This is a genomic window from Lyngbya sp. CCAP 1446/10 (assembly GCF_026130175.1).
GTDB lineage: Bacteria > Cyanobacteriota > Cyanobacteriia > Cyanobacteriales > Microcoleaceae > Microcoleus.
The window spans coordinates 1-16,480 of sequence record NZ_JAIGNI010000147.1 but is presented as its reverse complement, the minus strand read 5'-3'; the positions used below and the strand labels follow the sequence as shown (position 1 = coordinate 16,480).

General features: G+C 46.4%; 12 protein-coding genes. 5 read left to right on the top strand and 7 right to left on the bottom strand.

Annotated elements, in window-relative coordinates; genetic code table 11:
- Positions 1 to 147: 147 nt before the first annotated feature.
- Together K4039_RS26740 and K4039_RS26735 are read left to right on the top strand one after the other, a co-directional pair.
- Positions 148 to 1,050, top strand: a complete 903-nt coding sequence (locus tag K4039_RS26740) for an SMP-30/gluconolactonase/LRE family protein (protein WP_265239526.1) — start codon at positions 148 to 150, stop codon at positions 1,048 to 1,050.
- Positions 1,051 to 1,245: 195 nt separating this feature from the next.
- On the top strand, positions 1,246 to 1,794 hold the full coding sequence (locus K4039_RS26735) for a DoxX family protein (protein WP_265239525.1): 549 nt from the start codon (positions 1,246 to 1,248) through the stop codon (positions 1,792 to 1,794).
- A gap of 61 nt (positions 1,795 to 1,855) precedes the next feature.
- Here the strand turns inward: K4039_RS26735 and K4039_RS26730 are convergent, their stop codons facing one another.
- Both K4039_RS26730 and K4039_RS26725 read right to left on the bottom strand, forming a co-directional pair.
- On the bottom strand, positions 1,856 to 3,145 hold the full coding sequence (locus K4039_RS26730) for an endonuclease/exonuclease/phosphatase family protein (RefSeq protein WP_265239524.1): 1,290 nt from the start codon (positions 3,143 to 3,145) through the stop codon (positions 1,856 to 1,858).
- A gap of 80 nt (positions 3,146 to 3,225) precedes the next feature.
- Complete coding sequence (locus tag K4039_RS26725) at positions 3,226 to 3,615, bottom strand: VOC family protein (protein ID WP_265239523.1); 390 nt, start codon at positions 3,613 to 3,615, stop codon at positions 3,226 to 3,228.
- A 165-nt stretch (positions 3,616 to 3,780) separates the two neighbouring features.
- Here K4039_RS26725 and ilvC point away from each other — a divergent pair, with 165 nt between their 5' ends.
- Positions 3,781 to 4,830 carry a ketol-acid reductoisomerase gene (gene ilvC / locus K4039_RS26720; RefSeq protein WP_265239522.1) on the top strand — a complete coding sequence of 350 codons (1,050 nt, stop codon included), beginning with the start codon at positions 3,781 to 3,783 and terminating at the stop codon, positions 4,828 to 4,830.
- A 710-nt stretch (positions 4,831 to 5,540) separates the two neighbouring features.
- Here the strand turns inward: ilvC and K4039_RS26715 are convergent.
- The 3 genes from K4039_RS26715 to K4039_RS26705 all read right to left on the bottom strand — a co-directional run bounded on the left by K4039_RS26715 (position 5,541) and on the right by K4039_RS26705 (position 11,385).
- Complete coding sequence (locus K4039_RS26715; RefSeq protein WP_265239521.1) at positions 5,541 to 7,199, bottom strand: alpha/beta hydrolase; 1,659 nt, start codon at positions 7,197 to 7,199, stop codon at positions 5,541 to 5,543.
- Between the two features lie 479 nt (positions 7,200 to 7,678).
- The gene (locus K4039_RS26710) at positions 7,679 to 9,679 is read right to left on the bottom strand and encodes a cation:proton antiporter (RefSeq protein WP_265239520.1); all 2,001 of its coding nucleotides are present in this window, start codon (positions 9,677 to 9,679) and stop codon (positions 7,679 to 7,681) included.
- Positions 9,680 to 9,987: 308 nt separating this feature from the next.
- Complete coding sequence (locus tag K4039_RS26705) at positions 9,988 to 11,385, bottom strand: amidase (protein WP_265239519.1); 1,398 nt, start codon at positions 11,383 to 11,385, stop codon at positions 9,988 to 9,990.
- A gap of 305 nt (positions 11,386 to 11,690) precedes the next feature.
- Here K4039_RS26705 and K4039_RS26700 point away from each other — a divergent pair, with 305 nt between their 5' ends.
- On the top strand, positions 11,691 to 12,950 hold the full coding sequence (locus K4039_RS26700) for a type IV pilus twitching motility protein PilT (RefSeq protein WP_265239568.1): 1,260 nt from the start codon (positions 11,691 to 11,693) through the stop codon (positions 12,948 to 12,950).
- An 88-nt stretch (positions 12,951 to 13,038) separates the two neighbouring features.
- Positions 13,039 to 13,842, top strand: a complete 804-nt coding sequence (locus K4039_RS26695; protein WP_265239518.1) for a circadian clock KaiB family protein — start codon at positions 13,039 to 13,041, stop codon at positions 13,840 to 13,842.
- Positions 13,843 to 13,991: 149 nt separating this feature from the next.
- Here the strand turns inward: K4039_RS26695 and K4039_RS26690 are convergent, their stop codons facing one another.
- Both K4039_RS26690 and K4039_RS26685 read right to left on the bottom strand, forming a co-directional pair.
- Positions 13,992 to 15,632, bottom strand: a complete 1,641-nt coding sequence (locus K4039_RS26690; protein ID WP_265239517.1) for a thioredoxin-like domain-containing protein — start codon at positions 15,630 to 15,632, stop codon at positions 13,992 to 13,994.
- A 349-nt stretch (positions 15,633 to 15,981) separates the two neighbouring features.
- Positions 15,982 to 16,480 (bottom strand): HNH endonuclease (locus K4039_RS26685; protein WP_265239516.1); only part of this gene is annotated, 499 nt, incomplete at its 5' end.

The window sequence follows — 16,480 nt, the reverse complement described above, 5'->3', positions numbered from 1 at the left end:
ATAATTCAATGCGTTAAAAGTAACAATTTACAATTCAAACATTTATCTATCTAATGGCTTAGTTGTAATTTATATCTCAAGATAGATATGTGGATTACTCATCCTTATCTAACTATATAAATGAGTATTAAATGGTATAGAATACTAATGCCTGAAGCCATCAGTATTTATGACGATCGCCTGAAACCGCTGCTGCGCCCTGATGCTTCACTCCAGAAAGTTGTCAGCGGTGCCGTCTGGAGCGAAGGCCCGGTTTATTTCCATGAAGATGATAGCGTGGTGTGGAGCGACGCTCACGGCAACCGCTTGCTGCGTTGGAGTCCCCGTGAGGGAATGAGCGTTTTGCGCGACCCGTCAGACTATCAAAGTGGCAATTACCGCGATCACGAAGGTCGTCTCGTCTCCTGTTCGTCGGGTTTGCGCGCGATCGTCCGGCGCGAACACGGCGGCGAATGGCAGGTGTTGGTCGATCGCTACCGAGGAAAGCGCCTCAACAGCCCCAATGACTTGGTAGTCAAGAGTGACGGCACGATCTGGTTCACTGACCCCCCCTACGGCCTCACCCAGCCCAACCAAGGATACGGCGGCGAACAGGAACAGCCTGGATGTTTTGTGTACCGCTTCGATCCGGTGACTGGTGCGATCGATGCGGTGGTGACGGATATGTTGCGCCCCAACGGCCTCGCCTTCAGTCCAGACGAACGCATCTTATACGTGTCGGACAGTTCTGCCTTCAATATGCCCCAAGGGTATCACCACATCAGCGCCTATGATGTTGTGGGCGATCGCGATTTGGACAATGGCCGGGTGTTCGCAGTCATCGAACCCGGTGAACCCGACGGGTTGCGAACAGACGAACACGGCAATATTTTTACGACTTCCAAAGATAGCGTGCAGGTGTACGCGCCCGACGGTACTCGTTTGGGGAAAATTCTGGTGCCGGAGACTTGCGCTAACCTGACTTTTGGGGGGAAAAAACGCGATCGCCTCTGGATCGCTGCTGGCACATCTTTATATGCGATCGATCTCAACACTCGCGGGGTGCAATAAGTATCAAGGACAAGGGAAAAGCTTGTAATCGCCGGCTATTTAACTAATCTAAGGATCGCGCGTGCGGAATGCAGGTTCTCCGCAGGAAAGCGGACTTAAGTCCGCACTACAAACGAACTGAAAGTGGACTTAAGTCCGCACTACGAACGAACTGATGTCGAGTTGGAAAGATATCGATGGATTGGAAACCACAAAATGATTTATAAATTTGCTATGGGTGTGGCGATCGCGCTGCTGTTCGCTCAAGTTTCATCTCCTCTACCAGAACTAAGTTTAAAACTGCTCAGTTCACTCAATCCCGTCTATCCGATCGGCATTCTCGGCTGGGCACTTTTATTACTGAGAGTTGGTGTCGGCGCGCTATTTATGCTGCACGGCTACCCAAAAATAACACATCTTCGAGTGTGGTCTGATGCTATGAAAATGCCGCTGTTTCTGTGCTTTCTCTCAGCAGCTTCCATGTTGGCTGGCGGAGTTTGTCTGATTCTGGGATTTCTCACACTATTAGCAAGTTTGCCGATTCTCGGTTCTATGCTATTCGCGATTTATTTAGATTTATCCAAAGGGTTGCCTTTTGTTGCTAGCGATCCCTATTTAATTCCCCAAGGGCAGTATGAAGGGCCAAATGGCAAGGGCGAACCGCCAAGCTGGGAGAAAGCCTTTATGTACTGTTTGATGCTGATGGCGATCGCAGTTTTAGGGCCTGGTGCCTATTCGCTGGATGCTTTCATTTTTCGAGGGTGAATTATTAGCAGACGGCCAGCTTGGATTATTAGCATAGGTTATGGCCGATCGCATCCTGCCTTTAAATCACCAAATCTGTAATTAACGGCAAATGATCAGAACCGACTTTTGGGCCTGTATGAATATTCAAAACACCAATTTCTTTGCTGACTAAGAAATGATCGATCGGAATATAAGCCAGCGGCATAAAAGTCGGCCAAGTCGGTAAAATGCCAAAGCCCGATCGCGCATTGTGCAGTTTTCCAGTTTTTACCATATTTTTGTAGAACGGCGACCACATTGTGGTATTGAAATCCCCAACCACAATCAGCGGATTTTTGACTTGGGCTGCATACTCGCCGATGGCTGCTAGCTGTTGATTGCGATCGATAAAACTCTGCTGTTTGATCGGCACAGTCGGATGAACAAGAATCAAAGAAATAGTTTTACCTTGAAATTTAACATCCGCAGATAAGCTCTTTCTTTGCTGTGAAAAAGCTTTAACAGAGGCGTTTTCTAAAGGCAGCTTGCTGTAGATTGCACTGCCAAATCTCTCCGATTCTTGCAGGTTGGAAGAGTAAGGGAACATCTCGCTTAAAACGGCTAACTTCTTCGCCCAAACTGTGCTAACTTCCACAAAAACCGCGATATCAGGCTGTTCTCTTTTGACCAGTGAGATCACATCAGCATATCGCTGATTACTCGTTAAAACATTTGAATGCAAAATCCGCAAGTTTTGTCCGGGAGCCGCTCCTGCTAATGCTGGCGCTGGAAAATACCAAGGAACAATTTCTGCCAAATTAATGATTATACAAAATGCGCTCACCAGCAACCAGATTTTTTTTGAGCGCACCAGAGCGAAGAATATAAAAATAGATATACCGATTAACATATATTGTAGTTTAAAATGAGAATTTAATTCAAAAAGTAGGTTAAATTCTCCTAAGTAACCTGCGATTGACAATACTGAATCTACAATTGCTGCCAGAATAAACCATTTCAAAAATATGTACTTCAAGCCAATGATTTTGCTATTGCTGTGCAGCACTGCCCATTTAAGCTTAATTTTGAGGTCGTTGGTAATCGGCAATTTGTCAATTTCTATTACCAATTCTTCTGGCTGTTCCAAATCTCGCCGCTTTAGATAAGACCTCACCAGCAAGCTATCTACCACAAAATAACTAAAATAATTGGCAACAAATCCTGCAATTACCAACACACTTAAACCGCTGAGCACACCAAAGGAAGCGCCTACTTTCCTCAAACCAGACCAGACGGCTGCATCACCTGTTTTACCTGTAGCTACTATGGCGATCAATAACATTAAAGCAGGTAATGCGATCGTGATTATATTTCTAGCGAGATAGTCCATTATACAATTTTAGATTTTAGCTTGTAGTGTACACTGCACACAGGTTGACTTAATAGCTGTTTTATAAAATCGGATACTCTTTAAATTTCATAGATTTCTAACGGTAAGTTGTCGGGATCTCTGAAAAATGTAAAGCGTTTTTCTGTAATTTCGTCAAGGCGAATTTCTTCTACTTCTACTTGTTGGGATTTTAAGTAAGCAACTGATGCTTCTATGTCCTCAACTGCAAAAGCTAAATGTCTTAAACCGCAAGCTTCAGGATTGTTCACTCTTGCGGGAGGATGGGGAAATGAGAACAGCTCAATCATCGCGCTGCTGTTTCCGACTTGCAAATCTAGTTTGTAAGAATTCCTTTCGCTGCGGAAAGTTTCTGTGATAATCGAACATCCCAATACTTCTACATAAAACTTTTTTGATGCTTCGTAATCTGAGCAAATAATCGCTACATGATGTATTGCTTTTATTTTCATTTGAAAAAAGTTAGTTATTTTTTTTCAACAGCACAGCAGGTTATTGACAATTATATTGGACTCCGCAACAAAACCTGCTAAATTCAGCGCGATCGCCCTTGATTTTCCCCCATCCAAATTTTAATCTGTAAAATTCTCCAAAAAAAAGCACCCTACTTTGATAAAATGAGAGTTTTGCAGTCAATCACCAAATTTGCATCTCAGGAGACAAGCACTATGGCCCGTATGTATTACGACACCGACGCTAACCTAGACCTCTTAGCCAACAAAACGATTGCTATCATCGGCTACGGTTCCCAAGGACACGCCCACGCCCTCAACCTCAAAGACAGCGGCATGAAAGTCATTGTCGGTTTGTATCCCGGTAGCAAGTCTGCCGCCAAAGCAACCGAGGCGGGTTTAACCGTTCACCCGGTAGACAAAGCCGCCGCCGCCGCTGACTTCATCATGATTTTATTGCCCGATGAAGTTCAAAAAACTATTTACAAAGAACAAATCGAACCGAACCTTTCAGCAGGAAATGTTTTAGCATTTGCTCACGGTTTTAACATTCACTTCGGCCAAGTTGTGCCCCCAGCCGACGTAGACGTAGTAATGGTAGCCCCCAAAGGCCCCGGACATTTGGTGCGCCGGACTTACGAACAAGGGGAAGGTGTTCCGAGTTTGTTTGCAGTATATCAAGATGCTTCCGGTCAAGCGCGCGATCGGGCAATGGCCTATGCTAAAGGTATTGGCGGCACCAGAGCCGGCATCCTAGAAACCACTTTCCGCGAAGAAACAGAAACCGATCTTTTTGGCGAACAAGTAGTTTTGTGCGGCGGTTTGAGCGCCTTAATTAAAGCTGGATTTGAAACCTTAGTTGACGCTGGATATCAACCAGAATTAGCTTATTTTGAATGTTTGCACGAAGTTAAACTTATCGTTGACTTAGTAGTAGAAGGAGGCCTCGCCAAAATGCGCGATAGCATCTCCAATACCGCAGAATACGGCGACTTAACTCGCGGCCCCCGCATCGTCACCGATGACACCCGCGCCGAAATGCGGAAAATTCTCAGCGAAATTCAATCCGGCCAATTTGCCCGCGAATTCGTTCTCGAAAACCAAGCCGGGAAACCTGGTTTTACCTCCATGCGCCGTCAGGAAGCAGAGCATCCGATTGAAGAAGTTGGTAAAGAATTGCGCGCCATGTTTAGCTGGTTGAAAAAGCACGGTTAATCAATTTGAGATTTGAGATTTTTAGTCCAATCCAAAATCTCAAGTGCTAACTAACCGTAGGGTGCGTCAGGAAGAAAATTCTTGAGTAGGTGGTCGCCACATTCAGACCTGACGCACCCTACAATAACTGAGATGCTCCCTTCTTCCTTCTTCCTTCTTCCTTCTTCCTTCTTCCTTCTTCCTTCTTCCTTCTTGCAAAACTATCGACTGGGAGTAGGACTTTTTTGTAATTTCTCAATATCCCGTTCCCTTTGTTCGTTGAAATCTCTCGGTCTCAACCAACTTGGCCACAACCCGACGAAGAACTTTTTACTTGCTACGCTGGTATCTCTTATTGGTTTGGGGAGAAAAGTTAAACTGTCACCGTAAAGGGTAAACAGGGCTATAAACAGAATCAACAGCGGGATAACATTTTTTTTAGGCATGGCAGTTTGGGAGTTGAGTTTGTAAAAGTGCTTTTCTATATTTTGCCCTTGCACGGACAAAAAATATCAGCAACGGCTCAAAAATCTCACTAACCATAGGGTGCAGTTCTTGAGTTGGTACTCGCCACATTTAGCCGACAATGCGCACCCTACAAACTCAACTGGTGCGAATTTCGTACCCTACAAACTAATGACTACTGTCAACTGCCAACTGCCAACTGTCAACTGCCCACTGCCAACTGCCCACTGCCCACTGTCAACTGTCAACTGTCAATTGACTAATGACTAATGACTCTGCTGGATGAAAGTTTGCACGACTGCATTAGTTTCAGGGGAAATTTCTGTTACCAGGCGCACCGGAATTGCATTTGTTGAAGCAAATTGTGCGTATTCTGGCGTTAGAAAAATAGCATATTTGTCAGATTCATCTGTTAGTTGAGCAGCCATTGCCAGACTGATAACTTTAATATAATTGCGTATGCTCGCGGCTTGGTCGCCGACAACTTCATCGCCAGTAATTACTGTGCTCGGCCTACCAACTTGGTCTAAGGTTTTACTCGGATCTTTGACGCTTAAGTGGGTTCCTCCTACAAATCCGACTAGCCATTTGGGTGATGGAATTTTGGGGAATCCGGCAATTTGTTCGACTAAGGCTGGTGTTGTTTTGTCGGCAGAACCTGCTACTATTAATGTGGGAATTTGAATTGCACTTAAACCTGTTTCTCCAAATAATAATGATGTTGTCGGATTCATGACGATCGCCCTTTTAATCCTCGCATCCCGCAATTGATACCGTTCTTCGGGCAATCCAGCCGCCGCGCACTGAATGCCTTCGCCCAAGCTAAACCCAATCAAATCGCCCTGACAGCGCTGTTTGAGCCCGCTCAATTGCAGTTCGGCACCGGCTACGGACAAGGCTGTTGCGCCGCCGAAGGAATAGCCAATGATCATCGATCGCTCGATCGCGATTTTCCCCCGTAAGTTATCATCCGTTTGGTTCAATTTTGCTAGTTCGTCAAGCACAAAACTGATGTCTTTGGGACGCTCTAAAAACTCTTGAGGAGCTAATAACCGAGACTTACCCGCGATCGCAGCATTGGTGTTCGTTTCGTTGCTTCCCGGATGTTCCAAAGCAGCCACAACATAGCCGTAAGACGCTAAATGCTCGGCTAAATAACGCAAATCCGTGCGGACAGAGCCCATACCGTGAGAAAAGACGATCGTCGGTTTGTCAGCAGTCGCAGCTTTAGACCAGTAGACATCAACCGGAATGCGCCGATTGCGGGCGCTGTCGTTCAAATCTAGCTTCAATACCTGCACCGAATTCGGGCCCGGTAGGCTAGGGTCGAAAGGTGGGTTAAACGCGGATTTAGTGGCTGCTAACTGAGGTGCGATCGCCGCCATAAACCTCTGAGTTTGCCAAAAACCAGCGTTCAAATTTCCCAAAACTGCGAAAGCTCGATCGAGATCCACGACTACCCGCGAACTCGGATAAGATTCTATGAAACTCAATACTGATAAGCCTTCCGGGGCGTTCGCACCCAACACCAAAGCCGCTCGCAGCGCTTGGACACCGGCACCGTCGCGCCTCGGTATGACTGTTGTCAAATCCGTCAAAATCGCAGTCCCGATTCCCGTATTTAGCAAGTTGCTCAAACCAACTACATTCAGCGGAATTTTCGCTCGCAGTGCTCCATAGATTTGACTGCGCTGTGCCTCAGACAGCAGATTGGCATAAGCTTGCAGTCTGTCGGGGACTTTTCCGGTTTTTGCGAGTTCGCGCAAATCTGCCACCGAGATTGACGATTCTAAAGGGCCTTTGCGGACAACAACGGTTTCTGCGGCTTTTGCAGGGGATGTGACGCTGCTGAAAGTGCCGATCGCGATCGCGCTACAAACGCTCACCATTGACGAAAACCATTTGAAATTGGGTCTAATGCTCATTTTTACTGATTCAACTACAAACTATATCACTATATTCTCAGAAGTCTCTCAGATACCGAAAAATTGCCCCAGATGTCGATAAATTGTGTTGAAGTGCGATCTAATTTTTGTAGAATTTTTTGTATTAGTGCGATCGGCTTTGCTCGAAGGGCTTCCATAACCGAAAGCCAACAAGGACGATCGCACAACCTTAAAGCAAAACACAGATGATCCCATTGCACTATACCTCTTGTACTCAATCGCACACAAGATCGAAAGCATCTGCGTCCATCAGTGTTTATCAGCTTAAAATCTGCACTTAACCGGCTCTATAAAATATTTATGCAACTCAAGTCTACTTTGCTTGTCGCTGCTAATCCAATACAGTTCAGATAAGCCAGCAAGCGAGAGTAAAACCGCTGTCAAAATAGATTCTCTATCTGATATTTTAACCGCAGATGAATGCAGGTAGATCAGACGATCTGCGGTTAAAATATTAATTAAGATTTGGGGAAATAAACAACAAGCATCGAAAGCTCTTGGTGAGCGCGGGCGATCAATTCCGGTTCTTTAAGAGTTCCCGGTTGTTCCCACAAATTCTGCGGCTGATAAATTGTGGGTAAAATCAGCAAATCATGTTCTAGCAACTGCTGCGAAACCTGCTTGACAAAATTTCCCCGCACCCGATTTATCGGTATCTCAGAAAGAATTTCTACCTCAACGGCACTTTTGTTAGCTTGTTCGCGTTTTGTCGCCACTAACAGCACTTGCAAAGTCGCCTTAAGTTCGTCTGCTAAACTCTTAGCAATATCCACTGTTTCCGCAAATCCAAACCGAGTCAAATCGCTGTCAGTTATCGCCAAAACAACTCTGGCTGTATTCTGGATAGGATGGGGAAATCGAGCAATCAGTACCGGTACGGGCGATCGCCTCACTATATTATCAATGATGCTGCCAAAAAAATTGTCGCGAGTCGTGGAAAATCCCTTCCAACCGCAAACAATTAAACTAGCCTCGCGTTCGGTTGCGCTGCGGAGAATTCCGCGATCGATCGCATCATCTACCCTCGCGATCGGTTCCACCGCACAATCAGCCGCGTTAGCGACAGTTTCCGCCGCCCTCAAAAGTTGAGTTTGCTGCGTTTTTTGTGCCGGCGAAATTGCTTCCCCGCGATCGGACAAAATATGCAGAGGTAGCAAAGTTCCCTGAGATGTTTTAGCTAAAATCAAAGCCAATCGCAGCAAATTATCTTCGGTATTCGGGTTAGCAACAGGTACTAAAACTCGATCTCCCCATGAATGCTTGGACGAAGCAACAGCCGGCAAACTAGACTCCGGCTCCTGCATTTGTTGACCCCACCGAGATACAATCCAAGGAGAAGCGACACAAGTTACTAAAATCATGAAAATGATGCCGTTCACCACTACGCGATCGACCAATTTAATCTCAAAAGCAACCGTAATTGCAGCCAAAGTAGAAGCAGCTTGAGCAGCAGAAAGACCGAACATTACCATAATATTCGGAAACTTAAAACCAAAGATTTTCCCCGGTATCCAAGCTGCCAAAAACTTGCTCAACAATTCTGCTAAAATTATCACCCCCGCCACCAACAAAGACTGCGGCTGCTTCACCAAAATTAGCGGATCAATCAACATCCCCACAGAAATCAGAAAAAACGGCACAAACAGCGTATTCCCAATAAACTCAATCCGATTCATCAGCGGACTCATTTTGGGGATGATTTGAGTAATGGCAATTCCCGATAAAAACGCCCCAATAATTGCCTCAATTTGAATCATTTCGGCTGCGTAAGAAACCAAGAACAGCGTAGCCAGTACAAACATAAATTCGGCGTTTTCGTCGTGACCAAATTTCTTGAAAAACCAGCGGCCAATTTTGGGAACTCCCCACAAAGTAGCAAAAGTGTAGATAGCAAGAGAAGGAATTAAAAACAGCCAAAACTCTAGAGTCAGATTTCCTTTGAAAGCTTTAACAACAATTGCAAGCACCAACAGTCCCAAGACATTTGTAATTAAAGTCCCGCCCAAAGTCGCAGTAATAGTCTGAGTTCGCATCAATCCCAATTTTGTCAGAATCGGTAGGGCTAAAAGGGTATGGGTAGCTAAACAAGAAGCGACTAAAATAGAAGCCAGTAAGCTATATCCCAATAGCAGCATTGCTCCAGTCCCCAATATCATCGGTAGGGCAAAAGTAGCCAGCCCAAATATGATAGCTTTGTCAGCATTTAGTTTGAGGTCATCAAGGCTAGTTTCCAGTCCCGCTAGGAACATCAAAAATAGCAATCCTACGGTTCCTAACAAAACCATAGTAGCGTCCCGTTCCAGCAAATTAATACCGTTGGGCCCGACAATTACGCCTGCAATAATCAAACCGACTATTCCCGGTAGTCGCAAGCGCTCAAATATGAGAGGGGCGATTAGCATGATTGCTAAAAGAACAAGAAAGACGGGAACTGGAGCGGTAATTGGGCCGGTTAGCATAAATTTTTATCCTACATATTCGCACAGAATTCTACCATCTTTTCCTTAAAAACTCTAAATATTTATCAATCTAAAGAGGGATTTTGGAAAAATTGCAGTTTTTATTGTTAATAACTACGATTGACCGGAATTGACCAGGTTTCTTCGCAAAATATCGGTTCGTAGTCAGGACTTTAGTCCTTATCTAAATCTAGCGGACTAAAGTCCTGACTACAAACCTACTTGATGCTCGTTGTTCAAGCATACAGGTTCGTAGTGAGGACTTTAGTCCTTATCTAAATTTGAGGACTAAAGTCTTTACAACAAACCTATTGAAAATCCAAAACCGGGAAAGGTTTTGCTGCTTCCATCTGTGCCGCCAAAGCAATTAAAGTTGCTTCCGCTGCTGGCCGCCCGATAATTTGAATGCCCACGGGTAAACCATTATCATCTAAAATTGCCGGAAGTGCGATCGCAGGCAAACCGCTAGCATTAAACGGCGGACAAGGAGCAACCCAATTAATAATCCGCTGCAAAGTTTCCTCACAACTCAAATCGGCCCACTCACCGATGCCAATGGTTGAGTGCATATAAGTTGGCAAAACTAAGACATCAAAATTTTCAAAGAATCCCACAATCCGCCGTGAAATAACCTGCATTTGATTCACCGCCCGCAGATATTCTCCAGCAGAAACAGTTCTTTCCAACAACCAGCGATTCATCGGTTCCAAAACTTTGCTGGGAATGCCGCTTGCACCCGCCCCAGACTGCCAAATGACTGTAAAGGGTTCGATTAAACCCGTAAAATCAGGGCATCCCGGTTCGACATCGTGACCCAAATCTGCCAGTAATTTTACGGTATCGAGCACCGCTTGCTGACACACAGGCGCTGCCTCACCCACGGGAGCAATATTGGTAGAAAAAGCAATTCGCAGCTTGCCCAATTTTTCACTGGCAGCCTCTAGAAACGTGGGATTTGGGTCTGGTAGCCAGTACGGATCGCCGGTTGTGTACCCTGACATCACGTCTAAAAGTGCGGCCGCGTCAGCCACGGTACGCGCGAGAGGGCCGTTGGCAGAAATGCCGCTGAGATAATCTCCGACTGGTGCCCAGGAAACTCGCCCGCGCGAGGGTTTGATGCCGACTAAACCGCAGGCGGAAGCTGGGCCTCGGATCGAACCGCCGCCGTCTGAACCTTGGGCGATCGCGCATAAACCCGCCGCTACAGCCGCTGCTGAGCCGCCGCTGGAACCTCCGGGCGTGTAGCCTAAATTCCAGGGATTGCGCGCGGGCCGGAAACCTGGGGGCTCGGTGTAAGGCAATGAGCCGATTTGAGAGGTTGCTGTTTTGCCCAGAATGTTAAATCCGGCTGCTTTGATTCGCCAGACTACTGACTCGTTGTAGGGAGATATGTTACTGTGCAACGCCTGAACTCCGTAAGTACAGGGAATGTCGGCAACTGGTGTCAAGTCTTTGATCGCGATCGGCACTCCGAAAAATGGCGGCAATTCCTCTGACTTGTTTAAGCCTGCTAGGTGTTCGGTTTGCGCTGTCGCTAGTTCGATCGCCCGATCGGCCGTTACTGTAAAATAACTACCAAGCTGATGGTTTAATCGATCGATCCGTTCCAAGTACAGATTGACAATTTCTAGAGGCGACACTTCCCGATCGCGGATCGACTTCGCTAATTCTAGGGCTGGAGTAAAAGCCCGATCGACAGAATTCATCGGTTTAAGTCCTTAACAATTTTATTGAGTATCAATTTATACTTTTAGATCGAATGTAAAATATTGGCTGGAAAAAAAATATTTCCCATGTCAAAAATCCATATTCGATAGTAGCTCGATTTGACTCGCATCCTGCAAGGGGCAGAATATTTCCTTACGGGTGCAGCAGTGTGCTCTTCTTTTGGGATAGACTGATCGAAAGAGTCAAGCTTTTGTGCAAGAGAGGCACAATGGCGATCGGCATTGTGCAACTTCCACAAATCCTCTGTTCGAGTCAGCCTTCTCAGCAAATCAAGGTAGCGCATATGACACAACAGCATCCGCCAGCACCTCGCCCACCCCTACCCGGAGCACCCCCACCACCAGGGCTGCCCCGCCCTCCAGCTCCAGGCGTTCCCAGAGCAGCAGGAATGCCGCCGGCCCCCCCACCGCCAGCACCAGCGCCCGCAGCACCAGCGCCCCAATCCTTCGCCACACCTAAAAACCCCAGCTCCAACAGCGGTGGAAATCCGACTTTGAAAGAGCTAGTCATCCGAGCCAAAGAAGAAGGAGTATCGGATCTTCATCTCGGAGTAAACGAATTTCCCCGCTTCCGCAAGCGCGGTGAGATTGGCGACATTGGCTATCCACCAACGGATTTGGATACATTTTTTGCCTGGCTGAGCGAGTGCATGAGCGATGAAGAAATTGAAATTTTCCAAAAAAACCTAGACTTTGACGGCGCTTTCGACTTCGGCTTTGTCCGCATTCGGATCAGTTGTATGGACTCCTTGGCAGGCCCGGCGATGGTGCTGCGGCTAATTCCTGCCAAAATATTGACAATGGAGGAATTGAACCTACCCGAAGTCTTTAAGAAAATATGTGGCTTCCACAAAGGGCTGATTTTGGTTACGGGCCCGACAGGTTCGGGCAAGTCTACCACCTTGGCCGCGATGATCGATTACATCAATAAGAATAAAGCCTACAACATCATTACGATCGAAGACCCGGTAGAATTCGTACACGAAAGCAAAAAATCCTTGATCAAGCACCGGGAAGTCGGCAGGCATACCCTCAAGTTTATTAATGCTCTCAAAGGCGCTCTGCGGCAAGACCCGGATATGCTGCTAGTAGGAGAAATTCGGGACAGAGAGACCGTGGAAATTGCCCTCAAAGCCTCTCAGACGGGTCACTTAGTTGCAGGAACCCTGCACACCAACAGTGCGGTTAAAACCCTGAACCGGATTCTGGATATGTTCGGGGCAGAAGAACAGGACGCCATACGGGTGTCAATTTCCGAATCCCTAGTGGCGATTATTGCTCAACTGCTGTGCAAAACCACAGATGGCAAACGCGCTGCTTTCCACGACGTTATGATTAATACTGACGTGGTTAAGGAATACATTCTGAAAGGGCAGAATGAGGAAATCAATCAAATCATGATCAAAGATACTTATGAAGGCATGACGACGATGAATAAGTCGCTCTATGGTCTTTATCAAGAAGGTCGGATTACCGAAGAACTTGCTGTAGAAAACTCGCCGTTCCCGAACGAAATGGCTCAGATGCTCCGAGGTCGAGTTTAAAAATCGAGTTTAAAAATCGAGAGTTAACAGTTAACAGTTAACTTTTAATTGTTAACCGTTAACTGTTAACTTTAATTGGTGTACTTTATTGAAGGTCGATCGCCCGATTTTGCCGAAAATTTTCAAAGGCATTGCACTATTTACGCCAGGGGGAGACTTAATCTATTGCATAGATCCCCGCAAGCAAACTCAGTGGCATTTGCAGTTGTGCGTAGCTCTACAGGAGATACTCGGTTTGTCGGAACCGCCACATTTTCTGATACCTTGCTATACGGCAACCATTGACTGCTGGCGCGATCGCAGCGATCTACAGTTGCGGGTTGCAGCCGAGGCATACCCCCTGGTGCTGCGACATCAAACACTGCTGAATGCCATTTTTGGCACTGGGGACTTGGTTTGGGAGGCCCGCAGCGACGAAATCTGCGAACCAATGGCGATCGCAACTTATCATGAACAATTCCCCGAACTTTGGGAAAATCACGATTTAGTTGTACAATTTCCGGTCGCCCAAGGTCGATCGGACTCCCATAGTTCCACAATCATACCTCCCTCCCGCTTCCGGCAATCTCCGCTCTTACCGCCCACCAAACCAACAGCACTCACCCCACCGCCACCAACTCAAGGGTACGTTTTACGCCTATTTGTTTCCGGGAGCAACCCCAGCACCGAACGTACCCTCGAAACTTTATACCAATTCCTAGAGCAATGTCTCGATCGCCCCTACACATTGAAAGTAATCGATGTCTTGAAACATCCCGAACAAGCTGAAGCAGATCAGATTTCAGCAACACCTACATTGATTAAAATCTGGCCGAAACCCGTGCGGCGAATTGTCGGCGAATTGAACGATACCGAAAAAATAGTGCGGCTGCTGAGCAATTCAGAATTTTAGATTTGTGCGATTATTAGAAGACCAGGCGGTTGAAACCGCGTCTACACAAACAAAACCCGGATGGTGCGCGGGTTGAAGAGTGCAGGGTTAAAATCACCCGATCTTATTAATTTTCTTCAGATCGGGCGGTTTCAACCGTACGTCCGATCTCAACCAGGAAGACAAACATCCGGCGCGCACAAATCGGCGAAATCTAAAGTTGTGACCTCCAGCGTATCCAACTCAACTCGCCGAATAGCATGATTGTTCGTATCAGCAACAAACAAATGAGACCCGATCGCACTTAAGCCAGAAGGTTCAAAAAATCGAGCCTTGAGACCCGTAGCATCAACCAAACCTGCTTTACCATCTCCAATCATCGTGATACAGGTACCCCCCCGGTGGTCAATCCGCTTAATTTTGTGATTATAAGTATCAGCAACCCACAGATAATTTTGAGCATATTCAACACCTAAACAGTGCTGCAACCTGACTTCATCACCGCGGCCATCTTTATCCCCAAAACCAAACAATTCACCACTACCGCAGACAGTACGAACCTTTGGATCTTCATCAATACCAACAGCCCGAATCGAACTAATTTCGCTGTCAGCCACAAACAACTCCAATCGATCCGTAGCCAGGCCGCTGGGCTGCGAAAAAGCAGATTCTGCCAGATTCCCATCAACACAGGATTCTCGACCAATACCCGCATAAGTGCCGATCGTACCAGTATCTAACTGCATCTCCCAAATTTGGTGCGAGCCCGCCATAGCGATAAAAAGTCGCTCGCCAACTCTTTCTAAATCCCAAGGCGAATTCAATTGCGTCTCTAAAGCCTTGCCACTACGAGGTGAAATTTCCTGACTTTGTTCGCCAGTACCAGCAACAGTTTGCACCCGTTGAGTCGTAAAGTCGATCGTTCTGAGAGCGTGATTTTCCGTATCAGCAACATAGAGAATTTGACTTTCTGCATCAAAAGCCATACCTTGAGGAGCAAAAAACTCAGCCTCTTCAAAGTTGCCATCAGTTAAACCCGGTTTCCCAGTACCAATGACGTGCAACACCTCACCTTCGGTACTACTGACAACAATTCGATTGTGTCCAGAATCTGCAACAAACAAGCAAGAACCGACCAAGCTTTGTTGAACAGAGTTCGCAGGCCCCGGCAGTACAGTTTCATCTACAGATTGATTGTCCTCAGTCATTTCGCCCAAAAGCGCCTCATGTTGGTGAAGCTGTTTTGCCTCCGTTGAAGTAATGGCAAATGCCAGCACTTTACCGGGAAAAGCCAAGGGAGTTGACAGAGGTTTGCGCTGTTTTTCTAAACTGAAACGAAGTTCTTTAAAGGCGATCGCATTTTTATCCTTATATTCAGTAATTAACTTGCCAACTAACTGGTCAAGTGCTTCTCTATTGCCCTCGCCGGAAACAAAGCCGACGACATAACTTTCGGGATCGATCACCATTAAAGTCGGCCAAGCGCGAACAGCGTAGCTTTGCCAAACTTTCATGCCGCTGTCTACAATTACCGGATGTTCAATATCGTAGCGGAGGATAGCTTGACGGATATTTTCTACTTCTTTTTCGTTTTCAAACTTAGCCGAGTGCACGCCGATAACTGTCAGGGAATCTTTATATTTTTGTTCGAGGTATTTTAAGTCTGGGAGGACGTGCAAGCAGTTGATGCAGCAGTACGTCCAGAAGTCTAGGAGGACGACGCGCCCTTTTAACGATGCAATGGATAAAGGTTTCTCGGTGTTAAGCCAGGGGTATTTTACGGGGAATTCTGGTGCTCTGACGCGGGGCATGGGATCTCCTTGGTGGGGCGTGAATGATTTTTACCTTCTTTAATTTAGCGGGAAGTTTCACCGGATGGGGGAAAAGCTGGTTAAAGCTGGGCTTTTGGAGACAGCCAAGATGCCATTGCCACAATAAATAGGAGGAAATTGACATACTCCCCATGCCTAAAGGCGAGGGGATTCTAAACCTAGACTAAAAGAAATTAGATAGGTTTAGGCTTAGCACTTCATCGCCCGATACTACCGAAGTAGTTTTACTCAAGCTCTGTGGTTAGAGTCGATGCCTATGTTGCCACAGGACACCTCTCCTTCAGAACTGTACGTGCAGCTTTCACTGCATACAGCTCCTAGTCGATATCTACTTTTCCTTTTGGGAATTTCGAGCTACACGCGCTTCTCCGTGGATAGGCCGGTGTTGGTGACATTGACGGTGGAGCATCTGTAGATTAGATTTCTGCCAATTATTATGGTTTCCATCCGCATGATGTAGCTCTACCTTGTCGCCACTGAGAAATGACAATCCACAAGCTTTGCATTTATGATTTTGTTGCTTCAGAAGTGATGTGTTGATCGCTGAGTAATTCTTGTTTTCTCTCTTAGCCCAGTAGGTTAAATCGCCATCGAACGGGGATTTATTTCCGGTCACATTGTTATGGGAACAAGCTCTCCAAGGTACCATAGGGAATGCCTTATGGATTACTTCCGTTGTACCTTGACGGTCAAAACTCCCTTGTTTGCGGATATATTTCCATGTCCAATAGGCTTGTGCCCATAGGTCGTGTGAGGTCATATCACAGAATTGATTATAGTTTCTCCAGCCTCTTACCAATGAGCCGCATTTGGCGATTCTTTGAAAG